13 protein-coding genes and 6 pseudogenes are annotated in these 13588 nt (G+C 63.4%); 13 read left to right on the top strand and 6 right to left on the bottom strand.

The genetic code is table 11. The features are described from left to right. Window positions 1-41 precede the first annotated feature (41 nt). A complete protein-coding gene (locus tag K6K41_RS13260; RefSeq protein WP_261405411.1) occupies window positions 42-1415 on the bottom strand; it encodes a sensor histidine kinase N-terminal domain-containing protein in 1374 nt (457 codons plus the stop codon). Next, the gene (locus K6K41_RS13255) at window positions 1412-2074 is read right to left on the bottom strand and encodes a response regulator (RefSeq protein ID WP_261405410.1); all 663 of its coding nucleotides are present in this window, start codon (window positions 2072-2074) and stop codon (window positions 1412-1414) included. The genes K6K41_RS13260 and K6K41_RS13255 overlap by 4 nt, the downstream gene beginning before the upstream one ends. 113 nt (window positions 2075-2187) lie before the next feature. Between K6K41_RS13255 and K6K41_RS13250 the strand changes: the two genes are divergently transcribed. The 3 genes and pseudogenes from K6K41_RS13250 to K6K41_RS13240 all read left to right on the top strand — a co-directional run bounded on the left by K6K41_RS13250 (window position 2188) and on the right by K6K41_RS13240 (window position 3719). Beyond that, on the top strand, window positions 2188-2820 hold the full coding sequence (locus K6K41_RS13250) for a DsbA family protein (RefSeq protein WP_261405409.1): 633 nt from the start codon (window positions 2188-2190) through the stop codon (window positions 2818-2820). Window positions 2821-2836: 16 nt separating this feature from the next. After that, a pseudogene (locus K6K41_RS13245) lies at window positions 2837-3483 on the top strand (L,D-transpeptidase); the annotation flags it as partial. Window positions 3484-3563: 80 nt separating this feature from the next. Then, window positions 3564-3719 (top strand): GDCCVxC domain-containing (seleno)protein, encoded by a 156-nt coding sequence (locus tag K6K41_RS13240; protein ID WP_428978584.1) that lies wholly within the window; start codon window positions 3564-3566, stop codon window positions 3717-3719. Here K6K41_RS13240 and K6K41_RS13235 read toward each other — a convergent pair. The 3 genes and pseudogenes from K6K41_RS13235 to K6K41_RS13225 all read right to left on the bottom strand — a co-directional run bounded on the left by K6K41_RS13235 (window position 3702) and on the right by K6K41_RS13225 (window position 5793). Then, window positions 3702-4253, bottom strand: a complete 552-nt coding sequence (locus tag K6K41_RS13235; protein WP_261405407.1) for a methyltransferase family protein — start codon at window positions 4251-4253, stop codon at window positions 3702-3704. The genes K6K41_RS13240 and K6K41_RS13235 overlap by 18 nt on opposite strands. A gap of 23 nt (window positions 4254-4276) precedes the next feature. Then, window positions 4277-4705: a DsrE family protein gene (locus tag K6K41_RS13230; RefSeq protein WP_378149093.1), complete on the bottom strand. Its 429-nt coding sequence runs from the start codon at window positions 4703-4705 to the stop codon at window positions 4277-4279. A gap of 42 nt (window positions 4706-4747) precedes the next feature. Beyond that, window positions 4748-5793 (bottom strand): annotated as a pseudogene (locus K6K41_RS13225) (c-type cytochrome). Between the two features lie 204 nt (window positions 5794-5997). On the opposite strand from K6K41_RS13225, the pseudogene K6K41_RS13220 reads away from it, so the two are divergent. From K6K41_RS13220 to K6K41_RS30425, 3 genes and pseudogenes are all read left to right on the top strand, one after another. Beyond that, window positions 5998-6117: pseudogene (locus K6K41_RS13220) on the top strand (transposase); the annotation flags it as partial. A 239-nt stretch (window positions 6118-6356) separates the two neighbouring features. Then, window positions 6357-6878 carry a DUF6036 family nucleotidyltransferase gene (locus K6K41_RS13215; protein ID WP_261405405.1) on the top strand — a complete coding sequence of 174 codons (522 nt, stop codon included), beginning with the start codon at window positions 6357-6359 and terminating at the stop codon, window positions 6876-6878. Between the two features lie 290 nt (window positions 6879-7168). After that, window positions 7169-7432, top strand: coding sequence for an HVO_A0114 family putative DNA-binding protein (locus K6K41_RS30425; RefSeq protein WP_378149057.1), 264 nt, complete (start codon window positions 7169-7171; stop codon window positions 7430-7432). Here K6K41_RS30425 and K6K41_RS13210 read toward each other — a convergent pair. Beyond that, window positions 7412-7807: a hypothetical protein gene (locus K6K41_RS13210; RefSeq protein ID WP_261405404.1), complete on the bottom strand. Its 396-nt coding sequence runs from the start codon at window positions 7805-7807 to the stop codon at window positions 7412-7414. The two genes, K6K41_RS30425 and K6K41_RS13210, sit on opposite strands and share 21 nt — an antisense overlap. 324 nt (window positions 7808-8131) lie before the next feature. Here K6K41_RS13210 and K6K41_RS13205 point away from each other — a divergent pair. The 7 genes and pseudogenes from K6K41_RS13205 (at window position 8132) to K6K41_RS13175 (ending at window position 13485) form a co-directional block, all read left to right on the top strand. Continuing rightward, window positions 8132-8700: pseudogene (locus K6K41_RS13205) on the top strand (peroxiredoxin). Window positions 8701-8726: 26 nt separating this feature from the next. Next, a pseudogene (locus tag K6K41_RS13200) lies at window positions 8727-9593 on the top strand (MBL fold metallo-hydrolase); the annotation flags it as partial. Between the two features lie 2 nt (window positions 9594-9595). Continuing rightward, window positions 9596-9904 (top strand): annotated as a pseudogene (locus K6K41_RS13195) (ArsR/SmtB family transcription factor); the annotation flags it as partial. Between the two features lie 116 nt (window positions 9905-10020). After that, complete coding sequence (locus tag K6K41_RS13190) at window positions 10021-10440, top strand: YeeE/YedE family protein (protein ID WP_261405730.1); 420 nt, start codon at window positions 10021-10023, stop codon at window positions 10438-10440. After that, the gene (locus K6K41_RS13185; protein ID WP_261405403.1) at window positions 10437-10877 is read left to right on the top strand and encodes a YeeE/YedE family protein; all 441 of its coding nucleotides are present in this window, start codon (window positions 10437-10439) and stop codon (window positions 10875-10877) included. The genes K6K41_RS13190 and K6K41_RS13185 overlap by 4 nt, the downstream gene beginning before the upstream one ends. A gap of 123 nt (window positions 10878-11000) precedes the next feature. Continuing rightward, window positions 11001-12695, top strand: a complete 1695-nt coding sequence (locus K6K41_RS13180) for a bifunctional protein tyrosine phosphatase family protein/NAD(P)/FAD-dependent oxidoreductase (RefSeq protein WP_261405402.1) — start codon at window positions 11001-11003, stop codon at window positions 12693-12695. A gap of 10 nt (window positions 12696-12705) precedes the next feature. Further along, window positions 12706-13485, top strand: coding sequence for a sulfite exporter TauE/SafE family protein (locus K6K41_RS13175; protein WP_261405401.1), 780 nt, complete (start codon window positions 12706-12708; stop codon window positions 13483-13485). Window positions 13486-13588 lie beyond the last annotated feature (103 nt).

Raw genomic sequence — 13588 nt, 5'->3', positions numbered from 1 at the left:
TATCGATCCCGAAGTCCTCGCGCGTCCCGCTTATGCCAGCCTTAAGCCGCCATCCCCGCCTGTCTCGACGCCGACATGACCCCCGCCTCGAAATGAACTTGCGCCGACAGGCCCGGCCTGTCGGCTCGGTTCATGAGTTCGATGCGCGCGCGGCAGTTGGCTGCGGCCGCCGCCGCGATAGCAAGGCCAAGGCCCGTGCCGGCGCCGGAACTTCCTGCGCCCCTGAAGAAGCGCTGGGTCAGCTGCGGGAGCTCCGCCTCGGAGGCCCCGAGGCCCTCGTCCACGATATCGATCGCGTCCTCACCGGCGGTTCGCCGCCATGTCACCACGCCGCCGACAGGGGAGTGCTGGAGGGCGTTCTCGGTTAGGTTCTTCAGCAGGAGCATCAAAGACTCGCGTGGCGCAGCAAGGACCATCGAGCGAATCTCCGGATCGACCATCACCGGCACATCCGGGGCGGCGGCCCTGCAGAGTTCGGCCACCTCGTCGATTAGGCTACCGAGTGGGACCGCCTCGACGGCGCCGTTCGACGGCCCGGCGTCGAGCCGGGCGAGGGCGAGCAGTTGGGTCACAAGGCGGCTGGTGCGGTCCACGGCCCGAACGACCTGTCGAAGCGCGTTGTCACGCACGGCTGGATCCTGCGCCGCGACCGCGATCTGCGCCTGCGTCTTGAGCCCGGCAAGCGGCGTGCGAAGCTCGTGGGCGGCGAAAGCCGTGACCTCTCGCTCATGTCGCCGCGCCCGCTCGACCTTGCCGAACAGGCCGTTCAGCGCGGCCGCCAGCGGTCTGATCTCCGATGGCGCGGCGCCGGCGTCGACCGAACTCATGTCTTCGGCGTCGCGACCGCTGAGTTCGCGGGTGATCCGGTCAAGCGGTCGAAGCCCGCGTCCCAGACTTGCCCAGATCAGCACGCCAAGGAGTGGGAGGATGAACGCGGCCGGCCACAGCAGGCCCTTGATGAGGTCCGTGACCAGACGTTCACGCAGACCGAGCCGGTCCCCGACCAGTACCCTGATCCCCTTCGCCTCGTCCTGGACGGCGTACACCCGCCAGGGTTCGCCGTTGACGACCCGCTCCGAGAAGCCTGCGCCGCCGTCGCTCAGTTTCTCGTCGGGGGCCCCGCTCGAGCGCGCCACGAGGCGGTCGTCGAGGGACCAAATCTGGCAGGAGAGCTGCCGCTCGTAACCCGCCGCTTCAGGGATCAGGCCGGGAGGCCCGCCAGCTTCAGGTTTCGGCGGCAGGCTTCCGGCGGCGACGAGCGAGCTGACCATCCGCGCCGCCTCCTGGAGGCGGGTGTCGAGGACGTGCTCGACCTCCTGCCGCGCGCCGACATAGATCCAGACGGCGGCGATCAGCCAGAGGGCGCCGGTGGCGACGATCAAGGTCGCGAACAGCCTGACGCGAAGAGACCTCATTCGCCGTCCCTCATCCGGTAGCCCAGTCCACGGACGGTCTCGATCGCCTCGCGGCCGAGCTTGACGCGAAGATGATGCACGTGAACCTCGACCGCGTTGCTCTCGACCTCCTCCTGCCAGCCATACAGCCGATCCTCCAAGTCGGAACGCGACTTGATGGCGCCAGGCCGCTCCATCAGCGCGGCGAGCACCGAGAACTCGCGCCGTGACAGCGACAGCGCCACGCCGTCGCGGATCGCAGACATGGCGGCAGGATCCAGGGTCACGTCCCGCCATCGCAGGGTCCCCGCGGCCCGGCCGACGCCGCGGCGGGCGACGGAGCGGATCCGGGCGGCGAGCTCGTCGAGATCGAAGGGCTTGCCGAGATAGTCGTCCGCGCCGGCGTCGAGACCGTCGACGCGGTCTGTCGTGTCGTCGAGCGCCGTAAGCAGCAGGATCGGCGTTCGGTCGCCGCTCCCGCGCAGCCGCTTCAGAACGTCGAGGCCCGAACCATCGGGCAACATGCGATCCAGCACCACGGCGTCAAATGCGTTCGCGGCAAGCGCCGCCTCGGCGTCGGCGCAGGTCGAAACGACGTCGACGGTGACGCCGGCGAGGCCGAGGCCGACCTTCAGCCCATCAAGCAGCAGCGGATCGTCCTCGACGACGAGCACTCTCATTTCGGCATTCCCGGCAAGACCTCTTCCCACCTCGATCGGCCCGCCCGCTTAAGGCTGGCTTAAGCCACGCGGCGCTCTTGGGGGGCGAGCACCGTAACCGCGGAGACCACGCCTTGTCCCTGAACGCCAATCTGGCGCGCCTCGCGCTCGCTGCAGCTCTCGCACTTCCGCTCGCGTCGCCGCCGGCCTGGGCCGAGAACGCCGACACGACGCGCCAGATGATCCTGAACGATCCGGCGGCGCCGGTGGCGGGCAACCCCAAGGGCGACGTCACGATCGTCGCGTTCCTCGACTACAACTGCCCGTTCTGCAAGAAATCCGCGCCCTCGCTCGAAAAGCTGGTGAAGACCGACGGCAAGATCCGACTGGTTTACAAGGACTGGCCGATCCTGACGGATGCTTCGCTTTACGGAGCCCGGCTCGCGCTCGCCGCCAAATACCAAGGCAAGTACGGCGCGGTGCACGACGCCCTGATGGGCATTCCCGGCCGCAAGATCCCGGAAGACAAGATGCTCGACGCCGTCAAAGCGTCCGGGGTCGACATGGCTCGGCTCGACGCCGACCTGAAGGCGCATGGATCCGAGATCACGGCGCTGATCGAGCGCAACAAGGCGCAGGCGGAAGGCCTCCGGCTCGCTGGAACGCCGGTCTATCTCGTCGGCCCGCTCTTCGTCGCCGCGGCGCTCGACTACGAGCAGTTCAAGCAGGCCGTGGCGCAAGCGCGCCTTCGCGGCGACAAGTCCTGAGATCGGCGGCTTCACGATGACAGTCCTGTTTGCGTACCCCCGCAGGCTCGCCATTCTAGCGCTGCCGCTTCTGCTGGGCGCCTGTGCGAGCATGCCCGAGCCTTCCGTCCGGACGGCGAAGCCACAGGTGAACGCCGCGGATGAGCGCTACACCGCCAAGCTCGACGAGCCGTTTCCCGTCAAGGCGATCGACACGCGCAAGATCGATCCGAAGAACCTGCGACAACTGGTCGACTTCCCGACCTCCGAGCCCCCCGGGACGATCGTCGTCGATCCCCATAACCGCTTCCTCTATCTCGTTCAGGAGGACGGCAAGGCTCTTCGTTATGGGGTCGGGGTCGGCAAGGCTGGACTGGAGTTTCAGGGCACGGCCGACGTCTCTCTGAAACGCGAATGGCCGCGCTGGACGCCGACCAACGACATGATCGCCCGGGACCCGGAACGCTATGGTCATCTGAGCTCCGGAATGGACGGCGGGGACGCCAATCCGCTCGGGCCGCGCGCGCTCTGTTCAAAGACGGCAAGGACACGTACCGCATCCATGGCACGACCGAACCGAATACGATCGGAAAGGCGGTCTCGTCCGGCTGCATCCGCATGCTGAACCAGGACGTGATCGACCTCTATGGACGTGTGCCCAGAGGCTCGAAGGTGGTGGTGCTTTGAAAGCCAAAAACGGTGGCGTCTTGATCACGCGCTCGACGATCACATGCCCGCATTGCCTCCATTCCCGGAACGAGGACATGCCGACCGACGCTTACCGCATCCTTTACGACTGCGAGGGATGCGGCGCGTCGCTTCGGCCGCGCCCTGGCGACTGCTGCGTCTTTTGCTCCTACGGCGACGTGCTCTGCCCGCCCATCCAGGAAGGCGGAACCTGCTCACAACCAGGATGCTGAACTCTCGGCGGTCATGGCGTTATGGATGCGGCTAGATCCAGCGTCGGACCCGGCTCCTGTACGCCGATATGGCTCCCCGAAAAGTCGATCGAGGTAGCGTTCCTCCCGGCCAATCACTCCGAAACGGACGATCGCCCAGAGCGGCAGCGCGAGCGCGAGCGTCACGAGGCTGTCGGCCATCAGGGCGACGGCCAGATAGATGAGCATCATCGCAAGGTACATCGGGTTGCGGGTCACGCGGTAGACCCCGTCGACCACCAGAGACGTCGTCGGCTTCCAGGGTTCGGGCTTGGTGCCGGCAGAGCGAAAACCGCGGACGGCGGCTGCGAGCAGAATGACGGCCACCACGGGGAGAATCGTTCCGGCAACGAAGCGAGGCGTCGCTGAGACGCCTGATCCCGGTCCGTCGATGAGATGATCGGCGATCAGGGCGAAACACAGGAAGCCTGCAAAGAGCAGCGGCGGAGGCGCGATGACGCCCGCGGTAACTACGGCCGCGGGCAGATCTCCACCTTTCCGTCCTGCGTCGTCCATGTCGGACGCCCTGCCTTGAGATCTCAGATGTGAATGTAGACGAAGCCCATTCCCTGAAGGCGTGCAAGCTCCGCCACGCCGCTTGGGACGATGTCGGCTTCCGTCACGCCGTAGAGCATTTTCCAGTCGATCTTCCGCTCCTTCAGCGTGTTGGCGCAGATCAGGAACCTGACGCCAAGCTCCTTCAGACCATCGATCTTTCCCGCCAGCTCCTCATCTGACTGCGCCATCGAAAACAGATCGACGCCGGCACCATGGTCGACGACCCGAATTTCAACACGCTGTTTTCCAACCGCGTCGACATGGTTCTTCAGGCTACCCAGCATTCTTTTGAAGTAAGCTGCGTTGTCGGCCCCACCGCCGTCATTGTGGTAGACGACTTTCTGGTCCTGATAATATTCGGCTTCCACAGCCATGGCGCCTTGTGAGCTCCATCCAAGAAATAACGACATAATCAATGCGAAACTGAGCGCCAAAGATTTCATCTCTTTAATTCACTGATCTGGTTGACTAGAATTTTCGGAATCTTGTGCTGACTTCATTGCATTGACCTTAGCCCGGATCGGTTGGAACGGACCGTACTTATGCTGGCCGCGTCGAAGCCGTCTTCGAATGGGCCGTACCCGGCGTCAACGGCCTTCTCGGAGCGAACGGGGTAGTCCTTGTCGAGCGCCGGCTTCTTCGGCCGCTCCCTGGACTGAAGGTAGGCCGCGACGTCCCATGCCTCTTCGGGCGAAAGAACCGGTCGATCGTGGGTCGTTCCGTTCGGCATGTTGCTGCGGATGAAATTCGCCGCTGAAATCAGCCGGCCCATGCCGGCTCCGTCGTTGAAGCTTTCGGCGCCCCAAAGCGGCGGGAACAGGTAGCCCTTGGCGTCGCCGACTCGCTGGCCCTGGCCGTCCGCTCCGTGACAGCTGGAGCAGTTCTGTTCGTAAACCTGCCGACCGACGACGGGATTGGCCGCGCGCGCCAGTCCTCCATTTTCCCAGATCCCCGTCCGGGCGTTTTTCGGCCGATCGGGCGTCCGTCCGACAGGAACTCGATGTAGGCGACAAAGGCCTTCATCTCGGGCGAGTCGATCGGAAGCGCCTTGCCGTTCAGGCTGCGCGTCATGCAGCCGTTGATCCGATCCTCTAGCATGCCGACCTCGCCCTCGCGGGCGCGGTATTGAGGAAAGTCGGCGAACACGCCGACGAACGGCAAGCCGAATTTCTTGGTCCCGGCTTCGAGATGGCAGCTCTGGCAGGCCATGTCGCTGCCGGCGAAACGCTTGGCGGGGTCGGCGACCTCCGGGCCGATATGGGCATACGTCTCTGTCGTGAGATCCCGACCCAAACGGACCGTGTCGGCCCCACCGGCCCGGCGGGAGCGAACCCACGTCGGGAACGGTCCATACGTCGGACGGCGAGCGCTCGGGCGTCGTCGCCGTCTTAACCGGACCGACGGACTGAGACTGCGGCTGGTCGGCGGCTCGCACTGGCGCGGCATCCGCGGCGAGCGCGACAGCCAGTCCCATTTTGATCGCACGATCTCGGAACATGATCGCCTCCAGGGCGCGCAGGGTCATCAGCCCCTGCCGTCGGGTTCGCCTGCTGAGCTTAAGCCAGCCTTAAGCCGCCGAACCCTCAAGTGCAGGAAATTCACTGTGTTATGGAGCAGACGAAAAATCGTTCTGTTTTGAGCGAAAAATCGATTTCCATGCAGCATAAGACGGCCTTTCCGGGCGGTCCCGATCCTCGAGCGGCGGATCAAGCCCGGGAGCACGGTTTACGCCGATGAAGCCAACTCGTGGAATCCGCTTCACTACGCCGGCCTCAACATGAAGCGGATCAACCACCAGCGCGCCTACAGCGACGAGGAAGCGTGAACGAACAGCGCCGAGAGCTTCTTCTCGCGGATCCGGCGCGTCGGATCGGCAACGAAACGCAGTTTCTGCTCATCGCGCTTGCGGCGACCGGACACCCGCCCTCCGAGGTCTGGGCGGGGGCTACTGGCAGAGGGCGCACAAGCTAAAGTCGCCTTGCGGCTCAACAGCAGAAGCAAAAACTTGCGGTTGAATAAATATCATTTCATGATATTATCTAGGATAAGACGGGAGAGAGCATGCCAATTGAAGCTTCGACGGTTGAGGATCTGTTCGCCAAGATTGGTTCGGCGCTCCAGACGCCTACAACGCTTTGCGTGATTGGGAGTACGCCCGGGATCGCCACGGGGCAGAAGGAGCGTCAGACACCAGATATCGACGTGTGGTTCGCAGGTTCTAGCTTTGACGCCGCAGAGTTATCCAAAGTCTGTCGTGATATTGGCGTTCTCTACGATCCGAAAGGTGAAATTGATCCAGATAAAATATACATTCAGATAATCAGGCCAGGTATTGTTCAACTTCCCAACGACTTCGAAACTGAAACCATCGGAAGGTATGGGCAGCTCATTGTGATTATGCCAACCCCAGACCTGTTGGCTGCAGCGAAGCTTGTTCGATCGAGCCCCGCCGATGTTCAGGACGTTGTCTGGTGGGTTAAGCAGAGAGGGATCGATCTCTCCGACATCGAATTGGCCATCAGAAACTTCCTAGACCGTCAGATCGGGAGGCTGCTTCCGAGAACCTCGTTTTCGTTGAACTGACAACTAGCCGAGAACATAAATGAGCAGATCGCCAAGAGAGCTGTATGTTACTGCGCTCGATTCGCTTCTCCGCGGAAACACTGCTTCAGTCGCACACAGTCGCGATTGGGAGTTGCTGCGAGAAATATCTCGGCTAGCGACATCCGATGCGCCCGTAGAGTTCGCAGCAACAGACCCCGCGCTTTTCCAGAGCTGGCGATCTGCGGTGACGCGTTTTCATCTAGCGGGATGGAGCGCAATGACGCCTGACCGGGTCGATCAGGTCGTTCACCGATTAAACGAAAAACAGCATGCCCCCGCTCTCTGAAACGGAGGTCATCCTAAAAGCTCTGACAAAAGGAAATATCGAAATTATTGGTATCATTAACCGAGAGGCTCCTGAAAGCGTTGCAGAGCTAGCTAGGTTAGCGAGCCGGTCTCAATCAAACGTCTCAAGATCGTTATCTTCATTAGTCGAACTTAAAATAATTAGGTTGGAAGGGAAGCGACCGAAGCGCCCTGTGTTAAATATTTTATGTATAAAAATCAGGCTGTCAGAAATAATTGGAGCCTAGCCTCTTAGGCGGTATCGCAGGATTGCTGTTGCGGCGTACCCATAGAAGGTTGCCGTTCTGATCCGGCGCTGACTGGACGCGCCCCTCGTCGCGCTGCTTACGCAGGGCCTTCGACGCCCAACGCGTGACCTCCGACAGCAGCTTTCGATCGCGGGCATCGTCTGCCCGTAGTGAGATCACGGTCTGGGCAAGCTCCCTAGACATCATCGGCCCGTCGGCATCTGCGACTTCCCGCATCAAGGTCCTTGTGAGCTCGCCGGTCCCGAACATGACCTGGCGCTTCTGGCGCGGCATGGCCGCGTCCAGATCGCCTATGTAGCCGAACGAGCCCAACGTCCGGTCGAGGGCTTCGATGTCGTTCCGGATCTCGGCCATCCGATCTCGCAGGCGCTCAGCCTCGTTGAAGAGCTCGGCGCGCTTCCTCAGCAGTCCGAAATGGTGTCGCCGTAGCCGTCTCGAGCCATGGACTAAGCATCGGCGAGACGGCAGGCCTTGGATACGGAGCGCGTTGTGGTTGCTCCATAATACCGGAAAAACACTTAAGGCCCCTTGATATCAATAATATGAAAGTGTATATTGATATCGTCAAGGCAGCGCGAGGCGGGCATGAGCGAGACGATTTCGATCGAGAATGAACAGGTTTTTCGGCGACCCCCGGTCATCGGATCGCCAGCGCCCTTGTTTGTTGCGCGCACCACGATGGGTGAGCGCGCACTCGCCAGCTACAGGGGCCGCTGGCTGGTGTTCTTCTCGCATCCGGCTGACTTCACTCCGGTCTGCACCAGCGAGTTCGTCGCTTTCAGCCGCGCGCACGACAAGTTCGAGGAACTCGACTGCGACCTGCTTGCGATGTCCGTCGATAGCCTGTTCTCGCATTTTGCCTGGGCGAACTCGATCCGCGAGCGGTTTGGCGTCGCGGTGCCGTTCCCGATCGCCGAGGACCCCTCGATGGTGATCGCCGCCGCATACGGCATGCTCCAGGACGGCGCTCAGGACAGCTCGACAGTGCGCGGCACCTTCGTGATCGATCCGGAAGGCGTCATCCGTGCGATCTCCTGCTACCCCATGAGCACAGGCCGGTCGGTCGCGGAAATCCTCGCCTCGTGGAGGCGCTCCAGACGGCGGACGCCCAGACGGCGTCGACGCCGGAAGGGTGGACGAAGGGCGATCCCGTCATCGACGCCTTGCCGCTCGACGTCGCCGAGCTGGCGAACTTCACGCCGAGCGAGACCTCCCCCGACTGGTACTACCGCCTGAGGCGGTCGTGAGGTCGGCCATGTCAGAGAGCAACCTCAAGCCCGTCGTGCAGGGCTTCTTCGAGCCGCGCACGAACAGCATCCAGTACGTGGCGGCGTGCCCTGTTACGGGCGCCTGCGCGATCATCGACCCGGTTCTCGATTTTGACGAGAAGTCGGGCGCCACGTCGACCCGGAGCGCCAACGCGATCCTCGCGTTCGTGGCCGAGCGCGACTACCGGGTCGAATGGATCCTCGACACACATCCCCATGCAGATCACTTCTCGGCAGCTCAACACCTGAAGTCTCTGACGGGCGCTCCGACCGCGATCGGCGAGCGCGTCACCGACGTCCAGAAGCTCTGGAAGGGCATTTACAACTTTTCCGACCTTCAGGCCGACGGCTCGCAATGGGATCGCCTGTTCGCCGAAGGCGAGCGCTTCAGGATCGGCGAACTGAGCGCCCGAGTGCTGTTTTCTCCCGGGCATACGCTCGCTTCGATCACCTATGTGATCGGCGACGCGGCCTTCGTCCACGACACGCTGTTCATGCCCGACAGCGGGACCGCCCGCTGCGACTTTCCGGGCGGAAGCGCCGATCGGATGTGGAGCTCGCTCGAGCAGATTCTTGCGCTGCCCGACGACACGCGGGTGTTCACGGGACATGACTACCAGCCGGACGGACGCGCTCCGCAATGGGAGAGCACGGTCGCGGAGCAGAAGCGTCTCAACCCGCACATCGCGGGCCGGTCGCGGGAGGAGTTCGTCCAGCTTCGAGAAGAACGCGACCGCAGTCTGCCTATGCCCAAGCTCATCCTCCACGCGCTGCAGGTGAACATCCGCGGCGGACGGTTGCCGGAGCCGGAAAATGACGGCCGCCGGTATCTGAAGTTTCCGATCGACGCGCTGGAGAGCGCGACATGGTGATGATGTCCCACGAAGCGGTCACCCGCGAGCGCGCCGACGCCGCTGGCGAGTTCCTCAAGGGTCTCGCCAATCCGAACAGGCTGATGATCGCGGCTCGTTTGATGGCGGGAGAGGCGTCCGTGGGCGAGCTTGAGGCGAGCCTCGGAATCCGACAGCCGACGCTGTCACAGCAACTTGCCGGCCTTCGCGACGCAGGCCTCGTCGAAGCCCGCCGAGACGCAAAGCAGGTGTTTTATCGTCTCGTCGATCACAGGGCCGCCGAAGTCGTCGGCGTCCTACAACAAATTTTTGGATTGGCGACGACTGTCGGCGGTCACGCGACGCGAACCCCCACGCCCCACGCCCCGTCGAACGGCCGCAGCCACGGCGCCGCCAGATTCGCCCAGATTCTCCCATTTCCGGAAGCTCAGCGGGGACGGCGATGACCATTGCTGATTTTCTCCCGTCGCTATTAGGCGGCATGGCGATTGGTCTCGCGGCGGCGATGCTGTTGGCGCTGAACGGGCGTGTCGCCGGCGTGAGCGGGATAGTGAGCGGTCTGTGGCGGCGCACAGACACAGGCCCGATGACGAGCCTCGCATTCGTCATCGGCCTCGTACTCGGACCGGTGCTGTTCCTCGCCGTCTTCGGGACATTTCCGAAGATCGAGATCGGTACGCCGCTTTGGCTTCTGGCGCTTGGCGGCCTGCTCGTTGGATACGGATCACGACTGGGGTCAGGATGCACCAGCGGCCACGGCGTGATCGGCCTTGCGCGTCTCTCGCCACGGTCGATGGCCGCCGTCGCGACATTCCTGACCACAGCGGTGGCCACGGTCGCCGCGATGCGCGCCGCGGGTCTGTCATGAACGTCGCGCGCCTCATCGTCAGCCTGGCGGCCGGTCTCGTTTTCGGCTTCGGCCTGGCCTTGTCCGGAATGCTCGACCCGTCCCGCGTGCGTGGCTTTCTCGATGTCACGGGTCCGTGGGATCCAAGCCTCGCCTTCGTTCTTGGCGGCGCCGTTCTGGTTGCGGCTGTCGGGATGTTGATCGTTCGGGCGATGAGCCGCCCGGTTCTCGATGACCGATTTCACCTGCCGCCGACCAGACCGGTGGACCGCCGCCTGGTCTCGGGCTCGGCCATCTTCGGCATAGGTTGGGGAATGGCCGGCCTTTGCCCGGGACCCGCGATCGCAGGGATGGCAGTCGGCCTGCCGGCTTCAATGATTTTCTTGGCCGCCATGATCTTGGGCATGGCGGCGCATGACCTCACCAAGCCCAACGTGGCGGCGCCAGTCGCGATCTGACCGAGGCGCCAAGCCGCGATCGAACAGAGCGCCCGGACGCATCGGCGAACAGCGGATGCAGGACCTGTCGCGAAGCGACATCGAAGACCGGCATCCGGCCGGCCGCAAATTGGGAGACCCGCCATGCAGGCCAAGACGCTCACGGACGACCTCTCGGTCAGCCCGCAACTCACTGTCGCAGATGTCGCCGAGGCGAAAGCAGCCGGGTTCCGGTCGATCATCATCAACCGTCCGGACGGCGAGGCCGCCGACCAGCCGTCTCACGCCGACATCGAGACCGCGGCGCGTCAGGCCGGGATGGAGACGCGGTACATTCCGGTCGTCCTTGGCAAGCTCGCCAAGCAGGACGTCGAAGCTTTCGCAAACGCGATGAGCTCGCTGCCGAAGCCGGTCATCGGCTTCTGCAAGTCCGGAACCCGCACCGCCACGCTCTGGGCGATGTCCGAAGCCGGAAATCGGCCCTCACAGGACATTGAAGGCGCGGCGAAGGCCGCCGGCTACGATGTGTCGGCGGCGTTGACGGCGCGTCTTGGCGAAAGCGATCGCGGAGCGTCGAAGTCGAACACGTCTCGATCCCACGACGTCGTTATCGTCGGCGCCGGCGCCAGCGGCATCGCATTGGCCGCCAGCATTCTTTCGCGAAAGCCGGGTCTCGACATAGCGATCATCGACGCCGCCGACGCCCACTACTATCAGCCGGGCTGGACGATGGTGGGCCGCGGCGTGTTCTCGGCGGCCGAGACCCGTCGGGACATGGCCTCGCTCATTCCCAATGGCGTCAAATGGATCAAGGAACGGGTCGCCTCCTTCCAGCCTGACGCAAAGACGGTGACGCTCGAAAGCGGCGCGGCGGTTTCATACCGGAAGCTCGTGGTCGCGCCGGGGCTCAAGCTCAACTGGAGCGCAATCGAAGGCCTCGAAGAGACCCTCGGCAAGAACGGAGTCACCTCCAACTACCGTTACGACCTCGCTCCCTACACATGGGAGCTCGTTCAGCAGTTCCGTGGCGGGAACGCGCTGTTCACGCAGCCGCCGATGCCGATCAAATGCGCCGGGGCGCCGCAGAAGGCGATGTATCTCTCTTGCGACCACTGGCTGGCGACCGGAGCGCTTGGGAAATCCAAAGTCGAGTTCCTGAATGCCGGTCCGGTGCTCTTCGGCGTGGCGGATTACGTGCCGCCGCTGATGGAATACGTGAAGCGGTACGGCATCGGCCTCTCGTTCGGGCACAACCTGGTCAAGATCGACGGCGCAGCCAAACGAGCTTGGTTCAAGACGACCCCGAAGGAGGGCGAACCCCAGATCGTCGAACGCTCGTTCGACATGATCCACGTGACGCCGCCGCAAAGCTCGCCGGATTTCGTGAAATCGTCGCCGCTCGCCAATGAGGCCGGCTGGGTCGACGTCGATCCTGGCACGCTGCGCCACGTCCGGTATCCCGACATCTACAGCCTCGGCGACGCCATGGGCGCGTCGAACGCCAAGACGGCGGCGGCGGCCCGCAAGCAGGCGCCGGTGGTCGCTGAAAACCTGCTCCGCGACATGGGATCCGCCTCGACCTCACAGCCCGCGATCTACGACGGCTATGGCTCATGTCCGCTCACCGTCGAACGCGGCAAGGTCATTCTCGCAGAATTCGCCTATGGCGGCCGACGTGTCCCAAGCTTCCCGAAATGGTTCATCGACGACCTCAAGCCGTCGAAGGCCGCCTGGATGCTGAAGGAACGCGTGCTGCCAAAGATTTACTGGCAGGCGATGCTCAAGGGCCGCGAGCTGATGGCGAAGCCACAGCATACGACCGCTCAGGCGGCCGAATGACCGCGCGCAGATGACGCTCGACGCAATCCAGTATCTGCTTGGAGGACTGTCCGGATCTCTGGTCGGGTTTACGCTTGGCTTGTTCGGCGGGGGCGGATCGATCCTCGCCGTTCCGCTCATGGTCTATCTGGTCGGCGTCCCCAGCCCGCATATCGCCATCGGAACGAGCGCATTTGCGGTCGCGGCGAACGCTGGCGCCAGCCTGATCGACCATGCCCGCCGCGGCAACGTAAAATGGCGATGCGCCGCCGTCTTCAGCGTCGCCGGCGTCGCCGGCGCTCTTGTCGGTTCAACCGTCGGGAAGGCGATCGACGGCCACAAGCTGCTATTGCTTTTCGCCGTCCTCATGGTCCTCGTCGGGATACTGATGCTCCGGAACAAGGGCGACCAGGGTGAAATCGGCGCCGAATGCACCCTTGAGAAATCGCCGAAAGTTCTGGGTTTCGGGGCCGCGACCGGCCTGTTCGCAGGGTTCTTCGGCATCGGCGGCGGGTTTCTGATCGTCCCCGGACTGATTGCGTCGACGGGTATGCCAATGCTGATGGCGATCGGCTCGTCGCTCGTCGCCGTGACGGCTTTCGGGCTCACTACGGCGCTGAACTACGCCGTGTCCGGATATGTGGACTGGCCGCTCGCGATCATCTTCGTCTGCGGTGGCATTGCCGGAAGCGCGGTGGGCTCTGCGGTCGCCTGCCGGCTCGCTCCGAAGAAGGGAGCGCTCAATGTCGCATTCGCCGTCATGATCTTCGTCGTCGCCGCCTACATGATCTTCAAAGCGTCACGGAGCTAACCGCCTGAACCGCAGCACGCGGCCACCACCTATCGCATGAGCGAAACCCTTTCGGCCCCGGCTCAATCACTCGATACCGCCACTGTCTCTGTGTGCAGCATCT

The organism is Chenggangzhangella methanolivorans (assembly GCF_019797865.1).
Taxonomy (GTDB): domain Bacteria; phylum Pseudomonadota; class Alphaproteobacteria; order Rhizobiales; family Methylopilaceae; genus Methylopila; species Methylopila methanolivorans.
Note: the sequence above shows the minus strand (reverse complement) of the source record. Positions and strands in the feature narration are given on the sequence as shown.

What these genes read in the sequence shown, in the direction of transcription:
- K6K41_RS13260 (WP_261405411.1), bottom strand. Translation starts at nt 1,415, where the DNA reads ATGAGGTCTCTTCGCGTCAGGCTGTTCGCGACCTTGATCGTCGCCACC.
- K6K41_RS13255 (WP_261405410.1), bottom strand. Translation starts at nt 2,074, where the DNA reads ATGAGAGTGCTCGTCGTCGAGGACGATCCGCTGCTGCTTGATGGGCTG.
- K6K41_RS13240 (WP_428978584.1), top strand. Translation starts at nt 3,564, where the DNA reads ATGCCGACCGACGCTTACCGCATCCTTTACGACTGCGAGGGATGCGGC.
- K6K41_RS13235 (WP_261405407.1), bottom strand. Translation starts at nt 4,253, where the DNA reads ATGGACGACGCAGGACGGAAAGGTGGAGATCTGCCCGCGGCCGTAGTT.
- K6K41_RS13230 (WP_378149093.1), bottom strand. Translation starts at nt 4,705, where the DNA reads ATGTCGTTATTTCTTGGATGGAGCTCACAAGGCGCCATGGCTGTGGAA.
- K6K41_RS13215 (WP_261405405.1), top strand. Translation starts at nt 6,357, where the DNA reads ATGCCAATTGAAGCTTCGACGGTTGAGGATCTGTTCGCCAAGATTGGT.
- K6K41_RS30425 (WP_378149057.1), top strand. Translation starts at nt 7,169, where the DNA reads ATGCCCCCGCTCTCTGAAACGGAGGTCATCCTAAAAGCTCTGACAAAA.
- K6K41_RS13210 (WP_261405404.1), bottom strand. Translation starts at nt 7,807, where the DNA reads ATGGCCGAGATCCGGAACGACATCGAAGCCCTCGACCGGACGTTGGGC.
- K6K41_RS13185 (WP_261405403.1), top strand. Translation starts at nt 10,437, where the DNA reads ATGAACGTCGCGCGCCTCATCGTCAGCCTGGCGGCCGGTCTCGTTTTC.
- K6K41_RS13180 (WP_261405402.1), top strand. Translation starts at nt 11,001, where the DNA reads ATGCAGGCCAAGACGCTCACGGACGACCTCTCGGTCAGCCCGCAACTC.
- K6K41_RS13175 (WP_261405401.1), top strand. Translation starts at nt 12,706, where the DNA reads ATGACGCTCGACGCAATCCAGTATCTGCTTGGAGGACTGTCCGGATCT.